Origin of the sequence: Nostoc sp. LPT (assembly GCF_017115165.1) — a bacterium.
GTDB lineage: Bacteria > Cyanobacteriota > Cyanobacteriia > Cyanobacteriales > Nostocaceae > Nostoc.
Map to the genome: position 1 here is coordinate 18,628 of NZ_JABXKF010000052.1, position 15,492 is coordinate 34,119.

11 protein-coding genes are annotated in these 15,492 nt (G+C 41.0%); 2 read left to right on the forward strand and 9 right to left on the reverse strand.

The annotated features are described in order from the left end of the window. The first annotated feature begins 29 nt into the window (after window positions 1-29). Together HWQ58_RS11905 and HWQ58_RS11910 are read left to right on the forward strand one after the other, a co-directional pair. Window positions 30-1,034 (forward strand): SDR family oxidoreductase, encoded by a 1,005-nt coding sequence (locus HWQ58_RS11905; RefSeq protein WP_292862125.1) that lies wholly within the window; start codon window positions 30-32, stop codon window positions 1,032-1,034. 1,392 nt (window positions 1,035-2,426) lie between these two features. Beyond that, complete coding sequence (locus HWQ58_RS11910) at window positions 2,427-3,611, forward strand: MFS transporter (protein ID WP_292862128.1); 1,185 nt, start codon at window positions 2,427-2,429, stop codon at window positions 3,609-3,611. A gap of 96 nt (window positions 3,612-3,707) precedes the next feature. Here the strand turns inward: HWQ58_RS11910 and HWQ58_RS11915 are convergent, their stop codons facing one another. From HWQ58_RS11915 to HWQ58_RS11955, 9 genes are all read right to left on the reverse strand, one after another. Beyond that, window positions 3,708-5,369, reverse strand: coding sequence for a HEAT repeat domain-containing protein (locus HWQ58_RS11915; RefSeq protein WP_292862131.1), 1,662 nt, complete (start codon window positions 5,367-5,369; stop codon window positions 3,708-3,710). Window positions 5,370-5,581: 212 nt separating this feature from the next. Continuing rightward, window positions 5,582-6,055, reverse strand: coding sequence for an excisionase family DNA-binding protein (locus HWQ58_RS11920; protein ID WP_292862134.1), 474 nt, complete (start codon window positions 6,053-6,055; stop codon window positions 5,582-5,584). A gap of 288 nt (window positions 6,056-6,343) precedes the next feature. Next, entirely contained in the window at window positions 6,344-7,993 is a 1,650-nt protein-coding gene (locus tag HWQ58_RS11925; RefSeq protein ID WP_292862137.1) for a GMC family oxidoreductase, read from the reverse strand. A 155-nt stretch (window positions 7,994-8,148) separates the two neighbouring features. Then, window positions 8,149-9,282, reverse strand: a complete 1,134-nt coding sequence (locus HWQ58_RS11930; RefSeq protein ID WP_292862140.1) for a glycosyltransferase family 4 protein — start codon at window positions 9,280-9,282, stop codon at window positions 8,149-8,151. A gap of 32 nt (window positions 9,283-9,314) precedes the next feature. Continuing rightward, on the reverse strand, window positions 9,315-10,784 hold the full coding sequence (locus HWQ58_RS11935; RefSeq protein WP_292862143.1) for an O-antigen ligase domain-containing protein: 1,470 nt from the start codon (window positions 10,782-10,784) through the stop codon (window positions 9,315-9,317). A 147-nt stretch (window positions 10,785-10,931) separates the two neighbouring features. Further along, window positions 10,932-11,897 (reverse strand): glycosyltransferase family 2 protein, encoded by a 966-nt coding sequence (locus HWQ58_RS11940; protein ID WP_292862146.1) that lies wholly within the window; start codon window positions 11,895-11,897, stop codon window positions 10,932-10,934. Then, on the reverse strand, window positions 11,815-13,038 hold the full coding sequence (locus tag HWQ58_RS11945) for a glycosyltransferase family 4 protein (RefSeq protein WP_292862149.1): 1,224 nt from the start codon (window positions 13,036-13,038) through the stop codon (window positions 11,815-11,817). Before HWQ58_RS11945 ends, HWQ58_RS11940 begins: the two co-directional genes overlap by 83 nt. A 158-nt stretch (window positions 13,039-13,196) precedes the next feature. Then, the gene (locus HWQ58_RS11950) at window positions 13,197-14,189 is read right to left on the reverse strand and encodes a glycosyltransferase family 2 protein (protein WP_292862152.1); all 993 of its coding nucleotides are present in this window, start codon (window positions 14,187-14,189) and stop codon (window positions 13,197-13,199) included. Window positions 14,190-14,253: 64 nt separating this feature from the next. Next, window positions 14,254-15,414 carry a glycosyltransferase family 4 protein gene (locus HWQ58_RS11955; protein WP_292862155.1) on the reverse strand — a complete coding sequence of 387 codons (1,161 nt, stop codon included), beginning with the start codon at window positions 15,412-15,414 and terminating at the stop codon, window positions 14,254-14,256. Between the last annotated feature and the right edge of the window lie 78 nt (window positions 15,415-15,492).

The window sequence follows — 15,492 nt, forward strand, 5'->3', positions numbered from 1 at the left end:
TCCCTAATTTATTTTAAAAAGTAAGACTTATGCAATTAAAGCCAATCAATCAGCAGGTTGTTTCGGTCGTTGGAGCCTCCAGCGGTATCGGACGGATCGCAGCTCTTGAGTTTGCTAGACGCGGGGCAAAAGTGGTAGTCTCGGCTCGCAGTGAATCGAAGCTAAAGTCTTTAGTGGAGGAGATTCGCGGCTTTGGCGGCGAGGCAACTTTTTGCGTAGCTGATGTGGAAATATTTGAGCAAGTTAAGGCGATCGCAGATAAAACTGTAGAAGTCTACGGGCGACTCGATACATGGGTACATGTCTCTGCTATCGGCATCTTTGCCACTTTCGACAACACAACACCGGAAGAGTTTAAGCATGTTATTGATGTCGATCTCATGGGACAAGTGTATGGTGCAATGGCGGCCCTACCCCATCTGAAGCGTGAGGGACGGGGGGCACTAATTCACGTCTCTTCAATGGAAGGTAGGCGATCGCTTCCCTACCAAAGTGCTTACTCGGCAGCCAAGCACGGGGTAGAGGGCTTTATCGAAGCCATGCGCCTTGAGTTGAAACATGAAAAATGGCCGATCAGCGTCACGAGTGTGAAGCCAGGGGTGATCAACACCCCCTTCTGGAATAATGGTCTGACGAAATTAGGCGTAAAGCCTTCTGGGATACCACCTTACTATGACCCGAAACTTGTAGCTGATGCTATCCTCTATGTAGCCGAACATCCAACTCGTGACTTCTTGGTTGGGGATGTAGCTAAAATATTAGATGTGGTACAGCGCGTCTCACCATCATTAGTAGATTCACTGTTACTGCTCGTCGGCTTCGATTTCCTACGTTCTTCTGAGCCGAAATCTGAAGATGCACCAAATAATTTTTACCAATCTGTTCCTGAAGACGACAGAGTTGAAGGGGATTTTGGTAATTTAGTTATACCGAGTGTTTCCGACTGGCTAGATAAAAATCCGCTTCTCCAGTGGGGTGCGATCGCTGGTACAGTAGCATTAGCGTTCTTAGCAGCTCAAGTATTCAAAGATTAAGGATAAATAGACCTGTCCGAAAATTTGCAATCCAGTTTTTACAAGGGTTTTTCTCAAATCCTTGTAGACTTTTTTGCAAGATAGTAATGAGATTTTGAGATGGTTACTAATAGTTTAGGGTAGAAAAATACATAACTATAGATTCAGGCGAGCGCTATTTTTTCTCAAATTGAATCAACCAATACTCTAGACAGTTTTTAACGTGAGTTCGACGGATTTTAGGGGCTACAAGCCCTATACACAAAGGATTATTGAAGCTAAGGCTGAAAGAAACTCTTAATCAATAGTTGAGAATAAAGTCAATAATTGCTCGATTTAAGAGTTACTGATTTTATTCTCAATAAACTCAAGCATTTTTAGAAACAGCTATTTCTCAGACAAAAGGCTGGTCAACGGTTTCAGAGTTTAAAGTTCATCGAACTCACGTTAACACTACTGCAAAGGCGACATCTGAGACAGAAAAATTGTAACAACTTTTCTGCCTTCAGAAAAGGCGCGGTTCCCTAGCAGTACCCCACTGGGATATAAAAAAGCAAATACCCTACATCGCGCTCCCCTCTCTCCTAATCCCCGCTAGTGAGACTGCCGATTCTTCAGCTGTCTTGGGTAGAAGTTAGGAATGCGATGGCTAGATGCAGCTGCCCCTAACTCCACAATTGCCCAGCCCCAGCAAGGAGTCCCCAGATTTACCTCCTACTTGACTAGGTATCCCAACGGGGTACATGTCTGCATTGTGGTTGTGTGCGCTCACCACACGCCATTTATCTACAGATAAATGTTAACTAATGAAAATGTCCTTATTGCTCAAGGCAAGACCTGGCGATAGCTTGGCTAACTGGGTTTGTGCGGTTCCGCCTATACCATCTACATCAAAGTACAATGCACCGGTAGCGTCGTTATAGATAAATCTGGTACTAGAATTACTTGCAGCTGAACCAATTGTAAACTGATTAGCCGAAATAAAAGCACCTGCGATTAAATCGCCACCAAAACCAGCAGCAGAGACTCTGAGAGTATCTTTACCAACTGGGAAGTCGCTAATTTTGTCAATACCGCTGGTTGCGTCATTGAAAACGAATATTACTTTTCCTACTTTTATTACTTAAGTTTTAAAGCTCTAAAATAATGTTGCACATATGCACATATAATAACTCAAATTGCTAGTTATCAACTTTCTGATTTAATTAATTTCACATTGAAGATCCGGATGTTATTGTCTTGTACGTCTGGACTAAGGTTTTGTGTTTTGCCTAATAATCAAGTATGGTCTTGTGTTGGACTATTTCAGCAAAAGTTAGACTACCTCTTTTTTTGGTTAAGGTATTGTTTTAAGGATGATTAATTGAGTAAATTTCAGCAGTCAAATTGTTCCATCCAGGAGTATTCCAGCCAATGAGAGACTATCAACGCACTCTACCGCCTCTGTGGATAGGTTCGGCGATCGCCTTCTATGCCTTTATTGCCATTGGCATTGCTGAAGCAGGATTAGGAGTTCTTCTGCCCTCGATTTTGTCTACATATAACCTGACTCCAGCAACCGTTACCCTACTTTTTCTCAGTCAAATTAGCGGCTACATTCTGGCAGCATTCACCAGCAGTCTTGTGAGTAGTCGCCTGGGATTAGCCCGAATGCTGTTGATTGCTGCGGGTGCGCTGACGATGGCACTGACGATCTATGCCATCTCACCCTCCTGGTTTCTCATGGTTGCGGCTGGATCGGGGTTAGGATTGGGCATTGGGTTGATTGATGCAGGCATTAACACCTACATTGTGCAAAATTCCCGCAGTGCTAGTTTGATTGGTTTGCTCCATGCTTTCTATGGTATTGGCGCACTTTCAGGCCCTGCGATCGCTACTACTTTGTTAGCAGTTGGCATGAACTGGCGACAGGTTTATGGAGTATTAGCTGGAATTGTCAGCCTATTAATTGTCAGCGTGCTGGGCGTAATCATTTTCAACTACACACCAATGACACAACGGGTATTGGCATCAAATACAACTGCCTTAGAAAATCTAGGCAAAGCGCTGCAAACTCCGATAGTACTGCTAACTGGGCTACTTTTGCTAGTTTATGTTGGCACTGAAGCCTGCATCGGCAACTGGGCATACACTGTACAGTCTATCGCTCGTCACACTCCCACGCTGATTGCTGGTTACAGCGTTAGTGCCTACTGGCTGGGATTAACATTGGGACGTTTCATCTTAGGTTATTTCTTGCAATGGCTTGGGGCAGTCCGCACAATCAGTATGTCGCTCAGTCTTGTAATAATTGGATTGCTTGCTTGGTGGCAACTGCCAGATCAATGGATTAGCTTACCATTGATTGGCTTTGGGTTGGCAGCCATCTTTCCTGCAACCATTTGGTTAATTCCTCAACGATTACCTAACCCTCATGTTCCTGCGGCTGTTAGCATTGCCACTAGTGCCGCCAGTTTGGGGGCAGCGATTATACCCACTGGAGCAGGCTGGATTGCAAGTTGGGCAAATTTAGAAATCATCCCAATGTTGATGCTGCCATTGGCGCTCTTAATGGTGGGCTTACATTGCTGGCTGGTGCAACATTCGGTAAGAACCTAATAGTCTGCCAAGCTAAGTTTGCAGAGTTAAATAACGAACCGCAGAGGCGCAGAGAACACAGAGGAAGAGGACTTGCCTTACAGCCTTAACTTGTTACTAATGCTCACGGACTGGTTCTCGACCGTAAAATGAATCCCAAGTTTCTCCTTGCGGAGGTGTCTCCGAACTCCGAGGCCGCCTAAACAGAAGGCGAATGCCTGGTTTCTTTTTCTCTTGATTTAGTAATTTTAGTTGGTCTTTTCTGTGATTAATAACTACTTGTTTTCCAGAGGAATCTTCGTTTGGTGTCTTTTCTGAAGTAAAGTTTATCCTTATAGTTTCTATATCAAATCCTATAGATTCTAATGCTTCCAATGAAGCTATAAAAACATTATTACTTTTATCTGTTATTGTATCCATTAGAGCAGGAATCGCACTTTCTGCATCTTTGCCCATACTTCCTAGAGCAAAGGCAGCATAAGCACGAATACCTGAATAAGGATCTTTTAGTCTTTCAATTAGAGCAGGAATAGCGTCTTTTGCTAGTATTCCCATTCTTCCTATTACAATAACAGCATACCAACGAACATCTCCTTCGGGGTCACTATCTTCTAGGGCACGAATAAGATTAGGAATTACTGCTTTTGCTTGTAAACCGATGCTTTCAAGTACACTAGCAGATCGTCTTCTAATTTCGACTTTCTCTTCTTGAAGTAACTCGGCAACAGAAAGAACTGATTCTTGTCCAATTTTGTTTAATTGGGACTCTGCTAATGAATTAAGTTCTTGATTATCACTCTTAAGCATATCAATCAAATAAGGAACTATTACACTTGTCCCAGCCCCTAACTCAATTAAATCATCGATTGCTAAGTATTTATACTTTTCTTCTGTAGTACTACTGATTATAGATAGAAGAAATTCTACACGTCCCCTCCGTCTTACTTCATCTATATTTTTAATATCATTCAATACTTGTTCAGCAGTTTGGTAACGATTAGTTACATCCAGACCAAGAAGTTTTTTCAAGATAGACGCTGTTGATTTTTTAACTTTAATCTCTAGGTTACTCCAATACATTTCGCACCAATCATCTCCAAAGTTCCACTGTAAGTCTTCAGGTGAATCTCCAGTTAAAAGGTGAAAGCAAGTAGCACCAAGAGAATATAAATCACTTGCAGCAGATATAATCCCATCAGGTGATTTATAGCCAGGTGTACCTAGTGTTGTGCTGTTATACTTCCTAGAGATTAAACTTCCGTCTGTTGGAGTACTAAGTTCTGAAATTTTCTTTGCAATCCCAAAATCAATTAACACTATTTTATGGTTGTTATCACTGCGAATGATATTATCAGGTTTAATATCACGATGAAAAATACCCTCTTTGTGTACTACTTGAAGTACTGGCAATATATCAGAAAGAAATTCTAGGACTTGCTGATCATCAAAGATTTGTTGTTCTAGCTCTTCTTTCAGAGTATTTCCGTGAATAAGTTCTTGTACTATGCAGTCTTCATTCTCAAGGTAAGCTAATAAATTTGGAACTTGTTGATAGTTTTTTAAATCTAAAAGAATTCTTGCTTCCGTTTGAAACAATTCTTTTGCTTTTCGCCCTAATTCTGACTTCTCATCATAAGGTTGTATAAACTTTTTAACAAGACACTTTGTATTAAATTTCATAGAATCTTCAGCAACAAAGGTTTTGCCAAAACCTCCTTCTTGTAGTTCTTCAACAATTTTGTAGCGTCCACCAACGATATTTCCAACTTCTAGATCCATTTGATTTAGAATGAACTATAGAAATTTTATACTAAGTAAACTTTTGATCTTAACTTATAGTTTTAATCGCATTAAAGTTAAAACTAAGTCAATTGGATACTAAAACGCTCCCTGACTTAGTTTAACTTGATTATTTAGATGTACCCCTATTCCCAGAGTTTCTTTAACAGAGCATCTGGCTAATCATGCGAAACTGTTATGTATCAGGATTCTTATTCGTACCCCATATCTAGTTCTTGAGCTTGAGCAGTAAGCTCATCAAGAGCTTGCATTCGTAAAGTATCAATTTGATTTTTGTAACTGAGTAGATCCTGATAACGCATCCGTCGTCGCGTTCCTACTTTACGGTATGGCATCTCTCCAGATTCCAATAACCCTACCAAATAAGGACGAGAAACATTTAAAATATCAGCTGCTTCTTGTGTCGTCAGTTCTGCGTGTACGGGTATAAGAGTAACAGCATTACCTTTAGCCATTTGTGTCAGGATGTCAACAAGCAGATGAAAAGCCGCTGCTGGTATGGTAACTGTTTCACTTATAGCGTTATCTTGCACAACTTTGATATTACGGTATGCATCATTATCCCGTACATAGGATGCCAAAGTTTGACTACTTTTTTTAGCTAGCGTAGCATCTTCTTCTGTAGGTACAGCAGTCCTGCTAGATTGGTATGTACTGAGTGTCATAGATATCAGCCTCTCTTTGTCTAATATCGAATTGCACTCCACTTATCCATACGAAAATATGGATTGCAATTATCATTCACCTCATAATAGCTCTTATTCAAAATGAACGCAATGTACGAAATGAGCGAAACTAACTTTTACAGCAAGTATCCTATCAAAAGTCCTGCAACTGGGGTTGCAGGACTTTTGGTGAAAGAAAAAGGTATCGGTGCAGATACTGTAATCTGGTGATGTGCGCTCAGGCGATCGCTATATTTAAAAACGTGACGATTTTATCCAAAGTTATACTTAGTGACACAATTGTGCTTTCAGATGGTCTGCCAATCGAATTGCTAAGGCAACAATGGTGAGTGTAGGATTAGCATAGCCTCCTGTAGGGAAAACAGAGCTACCTGCCATGAATAAATTAGAGATGCCGTGAACTTGACAATTTGCATCTACTACTCCTTGTTTGGGGTCGTGATGCATACGCGTTGTTCCCATATTGTGATGGGTACTCAGCGAAGCAACCGGACGATCTCCATCCAATTCAATCTGCAACTCACCCAGTCCGGCACTAGCAAACTCTTCTGCAAATACTAGCTGCGATCGCTTCACACTGCAAATATCTATTTCGCTCCAACGATTAGTTAATTTTGCTTGCGGACAGCCAAGCTTATCTAGTTGATTAGTGAGTGTTACCCGATTATTTGGATTTGGGGTTTGTTCAGTTTGGCTGAGAACTTCAAACTTTGTATATTTCTGTTCATTATTTTTATGGTAAGACCATCCTCCATGACTCAAATCAGGGAATAGATATTCTTTTTTGACATTATATTTATACCAATCAGCTACTAAATCATCAATATTCGTAATGACATTTTGCAAATGCTGAAAAATATTTTTAGGTAACTGTCTTTGTCGAACTGAAGAGAACAAAATTTTTGCAGAAGCCTTTGCTGCCGATTTAAACCTTTCATCTCTGGGATATAACAACGCAGTCATATTTAGTAATTTATCGCGGCGCATCACTTGTTCTGTAAGGGCAAATTTTCCCATCACGGTGACATTATTCACGCGGCGTAAATCATACAAAGCCATTGAATTAAATATTTTGCGATTTTGCGGAACAAGCATACCACAACGGATAAAAGGATGATCCATAAAAAACCTACCCACTAAATCATGTTGATTGCCTAATCCATTCTTTTGAATCCGGTTTGATAGTAATAATAAACGTGCGTTTTCAATCCCACCTGCGGCTAAAATAAATACTTTTGCCGCAACCCAAAATTTATTACCAGATAAACAAGCAACTTGCATACGTTTCACTGTTTGGGCTGTTTCCTCTGCCTCAATTTCTACCACATTGGCGTTGAGGAATGTAGTTATATTAGGAGATTGATTAATTTGATGGCGATATTCATTGGTGAAAATATCGCGTGGGCCAAACTGAAACATACTGGTAGTAACTCGGTCACTGGTGAAATGTGTCCGAGGAGATTGAGCATTTTCCCAAACCTCTGCTTCATAAGCAAAAGAACTGAGTTTACAAACTGCTTGAGCGCGCTGATAAAATGGATTGAGGTGAGATTTACTAAAAGGCCAGCCACTGTAGGGCACCCAATCTCGTTTTTCAAAATCTATTTCGTCTAACGGCACGTGCCTCAGACCAAGTTGATTTTTATTAATTTCAATATTCCAGACATTAGCTAGTCCACCAAATTGACGATGACGCATATCTTGCAATGGTGGAAAGGGATCTCCAACAGTTTCGCCTTGACCAAGAGATGCAGTTTCTTGATTAAATTCCAAATCACCACTTTCTAGTAAGCACACTCGAAAGTCTTGCTCAATTAATTCTCGTGCGAGTGTAATTCCTGCTGGGCCAGCACCAACTATACAAACTTCAGTATTGATAACTTCATCTATTGGCAATTTGCGGCTATCAATCAACATTAATTTGTTCCTTTTGCATAAATATTTGTTGTCTCACGCAGACGCACAGAGAGTTTTATAATGATTTATCGTATTAATTACGAGGCGTAAATATTTTTGTAGTAAGGACTTTATTCTGAAAACATTTAAGCACTAAAGTACTTACTACAAACCTATCAAAACTTTTGTGATAGAGGACTAGGCATTGCAGAACGAATTGCATTAATAAAATTTTGGGCATAATTCTGCGTTGAAAAATCGAGGGCGCGTTGTCTGGCAGCTACTCCGGCACTCTGGGCAAATTCTTGTTCGTCAAGATAGCGGAGAATTGCGATCGCTAATTTATCCGCATCGCCGTAAGGTGTTAATAGTCCATTCATGCCATCGGTAATAATCTCTGTCGGACCGCCTGCACTGCCAGCAATTACAGGTTTACCCAGTGCCATTGCCTCAATAATCACAATCCCAAACGGCTCTTTATCTGATGCATGAACGAATACATCCATCGTCTGCACCCACTCCGGGATATTACGCTGTAGTCCAGCCATAATTACTTGGTCTTTTAAGCCTAAAACGGTGATTTCGGCTTTTAAGAAGTCCTCATAATCCGGTTCCAAATCGTGCTTACCGCCAACCACCACACAATGGGCATCGGGATACTTCTGTAAAATTTTGGGCATCGCTTGCACCAATACGTGCATTCCCTTCCATCGTTGCAATCGTCCCACAATTCCAATCAACGGCCCGTGTAAAGGTAAGCCTAATTTTCGCCGTGCTTCTTCTGGAGTTGGTAAAGCATTAGGCTCAAATCGGTCTAATGCAACACCAGGATAAACTAAAGGTGTTGGTCTGTGGGGCCAAATCTCTGCTTGTGCTTGCTTGCCATCTTGCGAGAGGGTGATAATTGCCCGCGCTGGGATGAAAGTTGCAATTCGTACCAACCAAGTTTTATCACTAGGTACTTCTAGTTGATACCACACAGCAGGCAAGCCCGCCAACATTGCCGCCAAACCTCCAGATATATGCGTGATCCACATCCAATTGACAATTATATCTGCACGTTCGCGGCGAGCGATCGCAGCTATCCGCAAAACAGCGCCAATAAAACGGTGGATTTGGCGTAAACGTCCACTTTCTACAACTCGCGCATCAATACCCAGAGACTTTACTTGTTCGACCATCGGGCCGTCTTGTAAAAATATCACCAGCCACTCAACACCAGCATTACGTCCTTGCTGCACCAAATCCCAAAGCATCATTTCACCACCGCCTCGTTGCTCGGCTAGTGGCATGACAATAATTACTTTCATAATCTATATCAGTCCTATTTAAGTTGTAATATTTATGAGATCCTCGATTTCTTAGAGAAGTTGGGAATATTGGAAAGCATCTGAGGATTGCTATAGTACTTATGTCCTGCCATAGCCATAGCTAAAAATCCCCAAAGAATCATCCCTGACACACTCAACATACCGCTACCGATAACTAACTGTGAAGCAGAACTGATCCCAATAGCGCGGGCAGCACTGACAAAACTATCGAAACGACCTTCACCATAGCTGCTAATACTAATAATTAAGAAGATTAATCCACCCATATAAAATATGCCTCCAAACCACCCAAGGGTGAAAAACATATCTAAAATGCCACTATCAATTACCACTACTTCAATTTGACCAGTTTTTTCGTTGACCTTCCAAATATTTCCTAAACCGTTACCTAGACCATTAGAAAGGGCTAAACCAAGATTTCTGTCGTAAGTTCCCGATCTATCTTTAAAGCTGCCATCTTCTTGAATATTAGAAAAAGTTTCAAAACGTGCTGCTACCACCCCAGCAATTGGTTCGATAGTTGTCAATGGCACAACACAAATAGCCATGACCACAATTATGGTAATTAAGCGCATTTGAATTCTGGCTCTGACTGAACCCATAATCATAATTATTCCAAATAACCACCCTCCCCAATTAGTACGTGCTTGTGTTAATAGAAAAGATAAGTAACCAACAGCTGAAGCCGGAAAAATTAAGTTTCCTGAACCGGTAAATAACAACAGTAACCCAGCCTGCATAACAGAACCAAAGGGGCCGACTGAGTGTAATGTACTCCAGACGCGCATCCCGAAAGGTACAGGGTTTCCAGAACTCATGAATAATTTTGATTGTATGAGCCAGTACCTATCCCACTCAGGAGCTACCACAAATTGATATACGCCATAAGTTCCTAAAATCAACACACACCAGAGAAATGTTCGCTGAATGTTCTGGCGATAGCTGGGATAATCTCGCCAGTTGATAAATAAGTGAAAAGCAAAAATAACCGGACTGAGCCAATCCATCAATCCGCGTGCTACAGGGATAGGTGGGTTGTAAATTAGACCGATGAGAAAGCCATAGAACACTCCGATAAAAGCCAAAACAAACGGCAAACCCCCTTGGCGAGAAGCGCGGGGAAAGTGTCGCAAGAATGTTGCTATCGTAATAAACACCACTAAGTAGGGTGCTATGAGCATCTGACGGCTAGCATCCCACCCTACCCGATAATCAACTAAGCGAGTAGCTAAGGGTGTGAGAAACCAAATCCACCAGGTAAAGCCAATATAGAGAATGGGATGCCGCAAGTATAAAAATAAGGCTACTACTAAAGCTGTGGCCGGGTAAATTAGGCGCAATGCAGCAGTAACACCACCAAAATAGCAAACTACAGTTAGTAATATAAAGCCTGCGATCGCCATCCAACCCTGTAGCGATCGCTCTTCAGGAGAATAGTTTTCTTGTAAAAAACTATTGAAAAGTATCTGTCTAGAATTCATTCAATTTTAGATTTTGGATTTACCAAAGGTTTGTAGTAAGCACTTTAGTGCTTAGAAAATAAGGACTTTAGTCCTTACTACAAACTTGTTTACCCATCAATTTCAACTTGACAGACCACTATAGCTAAGAGGAAATTGAATTCATTTTTAATTACGAATTACGTAGCTTGCTTCTCGCCTTTGGCGAGTATTACGAATTACAAATTGTTTATATCCCTGCCAACGTCCCCGCCAGGATGCTAATAATTTTTTCCCCGCCACCTGCCCTTGGGTAGGTAAAAATCTCAACCATTGTACTAAGCCCAAACTATCGCATGTACCCACGAATACTGCCCAGAACAAAAATGCAATCCGGCGGATAAATGGTAAATGCTCTAGTAAAACTAAGGTTTCATTATGGACTAAATTAATAAAGGCAATTTCATTAAAGTTATTTCGCTGATCTTCGTCAAAACGTTGTGCTGGATAATGATCCACAGCAACGTGAGGATCGTAAATTATCTTCCAACCAGCCCGCTTTAATGCCAGGGTGAATGCCATTTCAAAGTGTACTTGCGCTCCAGTACCGCGCATCCGCTCGTCAAAGCGTAGTTGTCCGATTGCTTGGGTACGAAAACTCATGTTCACGCCCTTGAGAATATCGACTTCGCGGGCTTCTCCCACTCCCAGGTGATGGTTGCCAATGACTCGCCCAAACCATTGTAACTGTCCCACTACTAGGCGGGATTCGTCTTCTAATTTGCTGCCGTGGTATATCCAATCACGCCCTCCCAGTCCGCCAAGGCGACTATCGCAGGTAAAGTAAGCGACAATCCGCTCTAACCAATCGGGGTGAGGTGCGGCATCATCATCAGTAATGGAAACAATATCGCCCTCCACTGCTGCTAATCCGGCGTTGAGAGCTGCTACTACCCCCGGTTGTGTTACTTTCACGATATGCAGTGGCAAGTTGTGCGCTGTGTATTGCGCCAGAAATTGCCAAGTTTCTGCATCCGTATCGCGGACAACTACTATCACCTGATCGACTGGTTTAGTTTGCTCCTGTAGCGCCAAAAGGCAGCGTGAGAGGTCTTGTGGACGGCGATAAGTCGGTATCAGAACGGTGTTCCGCATTCTTGCTTAACTCCTCGAATAGATCCACATAAGTTTGTGCCATAGCAGTCCAGCTATGTTGTTCTGCCACAGAACGAGCAGCTTGACTCATTTGCTGCATTAGCATATCTACACTTACCAAGGACATCATCGCCACAGCTAAAGCATCGATATCATTTGAGTCGGGTAAGACAATGCCACATTCTGGTGTCACCAACTCTGCACCCCCCGTAGCTGTGGCAGTAATTACTGGTAGTCCTGAAGAAAGTGCTTCTAACAATACGAGGCTACAAGCTTCATATCGGGAAGGAAAAATAAATAAATCTACTGACCGCATAATTTCGGGGATATCACGGCGAAATCCGACAAAATGCACGCGTTCACTTAACCCCAAAGAAGCCGCTAGTTGTGGGAAGGGACTACCTTCGATATGACCTACCACCGCCAAATGTAAATCGGGAACTTTCACCAAGGCGTGTAGTACTGTATCTAAATTCTTTCTGGGTGTGCGGATGTCTCCAGCAAACAAGGCTAGGGTGACATTCTGCGGTAAACCTAATTTTTGGCGATGCCTATGGCGGGCTACGCCTACGCTTTGGCCAGGGGTAAACTCTTCTAAGTCAACGCCATTAACAATTACCCGAATCCGAGAACGCGGTACACCAATGTTGACTAATTCTTGGGCTACCTTTTCCGATACAGCCACAACAACCTGTGCCTTCTGGAAAGCCTGTTTTTCCCAACGGGCATTAAACGCCGTAAATAGCCACTGGTAAAAACCATATAAATCGCGACGGTTGCGAGAAATATGAACAGGTGATCGCAACCATGAACTATGGACAAAATGTACAGCATTCACATCAGCCGTAGCCAGATTAATTGCTCCATTGACTTTAACTAAATCAATGTCAGAGCGATGTTTACGTAACCAATCTGCACTTTTTTGGGCAAATATGAAATTACGTACAAATTCTGTAGGATAGTCTTTGACTGGAATTTTAATCCAATTAACTTGGCTATTGTCTTCTAGTTCTGGTGCGACTTCACTAGCTAATAATATCAAGTGATGACCACGACGAATTGCTTCCTTTGCAACTTCATAGTTTACCCGCCCTTGACCATCACCTTTTTTGATTTTATGAGTAACAATACAAAGTTTCATACACTAATTCCTTAGGATAAAAAGCTTCACGCAGAGGCAGAGGTGCAGAAAAAGAATTTAAAAATAATCTTCTTTTCTTACCTTTGCGTTAGCCTACGGCAAGGCACTCTGCATCTACGTTTAACAAATAAATTCCCAAATTTAGAGATATTGATATATTATTTCGATATTCCGATTAACTTACTTGCTAAAAATCGCGGGGTAAAACTAAGACTAAGTGCTGCCATAGTTCGCACATTAAATTTTTGTTGATTCAGGGTCTGCAAAAAATAAGGACGTGCTGCGGCTATCTGCTCGCTTCGTAACAAACCAATTCCCAAAGTAGTATTAGCTTCTAACCATTTTTGTTGGAAATGAGTTCTAAATTCCTGTAATCGAGGGTCTTCCATAAATACTTGATAACAAAACATTTCGCTTTTAGCTTTGCGAATTTTTGCTTGTACATCTCGACTACCACTGAGCATAGTATCAGTTTGCTCATGGGCACGATATCGTGTCAATCTTTCTGGACAATAGTAAGCGCCATAACCAGATATACAGAATAGATAGGTTAAATATAAATCCCACATCCCACCAACTTCTGAGGGAATACTATACCAATCCACCAAATTATTCCGAATCACGCAAGATGCAGCAGTAGGTATACTTTTATCTACTAACCCAATTTTGGAAAAAGGTTGATGAATTCCTTTTGCTAGTTTGTCTCGCTTGTAGGCGCGTGTATTTTCTTCGGTACCAGCATGATTAATTATGCCATTAGCATCTATAATATATTGGTCACAAAAAGCGAGAATCAAATCAGAATTTGCTTCTAGTGGTGGTACAAGCTTTGCTAAAAAGTCTTCATTCCAAATATCATCGTCATGGAGACTAGCAACATATTTACCTCGCGCCATTTTAAAGCCATACTGCTGATTAGCTAACATACCCATATTTTGCTGATGCTGCCAAAATTTGATGCGTGAATCACCAAAAGATGCGACAAGTGCTTGGGGATTTTCTGAACTACAATTATCAGAAATAATAATTTCAATATTTTGATAAGTTTGTTTTATCGCACTTGCGATCGCTTGCTTGAGATAGTCTGGTCGATTATAGGTGGGGATAACAACGCTGACTAAAGGTTGTTGACATTCTTGATGTAATGACATATTTTTCTCCCTTTATATTTTCTAAGTAAAAGATGTACTATTTGATATTTTTAGTAAATTCAGCTTATTTAGCTTGAGAGATACTATATAGTTTGTTGGCTTGAGAAGGAAATTCAGCTATTGTTTTTGCATAAATTGTTCGGAGATTATTAACATGAGCAGCCATTGTAAATTCCTTCATCAATAAAGTATGACCTTGCTCACCCATGTATCGGCTTTTTTGATAATCTCTATACAATTCATTAATAGCATCAGCCAGCTTTTGAATATTATTGCTCGGAACAAGAATACCCGTTTCTCCATCTCGTAAATGTTCTGGAATCCCTCCGACTGCACTACCAATTACAGGTCGACAACGAGAGTATGCTTCCAGAGTTACAAGACCAGCAGGTTCAGGCCAAACACTGGGAAAGATGACTGCAAAACACTGTTGATAAAGTTTATCTAATTTATCTGAATCGCACCAACCATGCCAAGTAATTCGCTTATTTAATCCAAGTGTGCTTGCTAACTTTTCTAACCGTGGTCGTTCCCAACCTTCACCTGCAATATCAAGTTGAATTTTCGGGTCTGTATGTATTAAGGTTTTTAGTAACCATTCCAGACCTTTATCAGAAACAATTCGTCCAGCGAACAAAATTCTCTGATTTTGATGTACTTCCAAACTTAGAGGGGAAGTTGATGTTTCTGGTATAGAGATTCCACAATGTAGCGTTATAGTTTGTTCTGGGGGTACACCGTTTTGAATTAACTCTTGCCGCACATATTCGCTATTAGCAATGAAAGTAATTTTTAGCCTTTTCAAGACATTTAAAAACTGATGAGTGGTTTGAAGTTCTCTAAAAGTTCTTAAAGGTCTACGGCTACCACATTTATCTACTAATTTACCCCAAGTACATCCTAAGTAAGAGAAGTTGCGATCGCAGATTGTTCGTTGCTCTGCTAAATACTTTGTGCCACTAGGGCAGTAAAATGAGTGATTATGAACGCTGAAGATAGCAGGACATTCCCCTGTAAGCTGCAATAGCAAATCTGGACTGTGGATGTGCAACAGTTTGAACTGTTTTTGATCGATATTTTTAAGTGATTTTATTACGCGATCGCTAACATCAGATGGTCGATGTTCAAACAGAGAAGCTAAATAAGTTTCAACACCTCCGCTTCCACCGACACCGAAACTTGAGCATTGATAAATTAGGTCTTTGTCAAAGATTTCCTGGGACATATTTTCTATTACTTTTAAGTATATAGGACTAACTTTAATAACTTATTTATAGAGATAATAAATGTTTAAAATCTTATT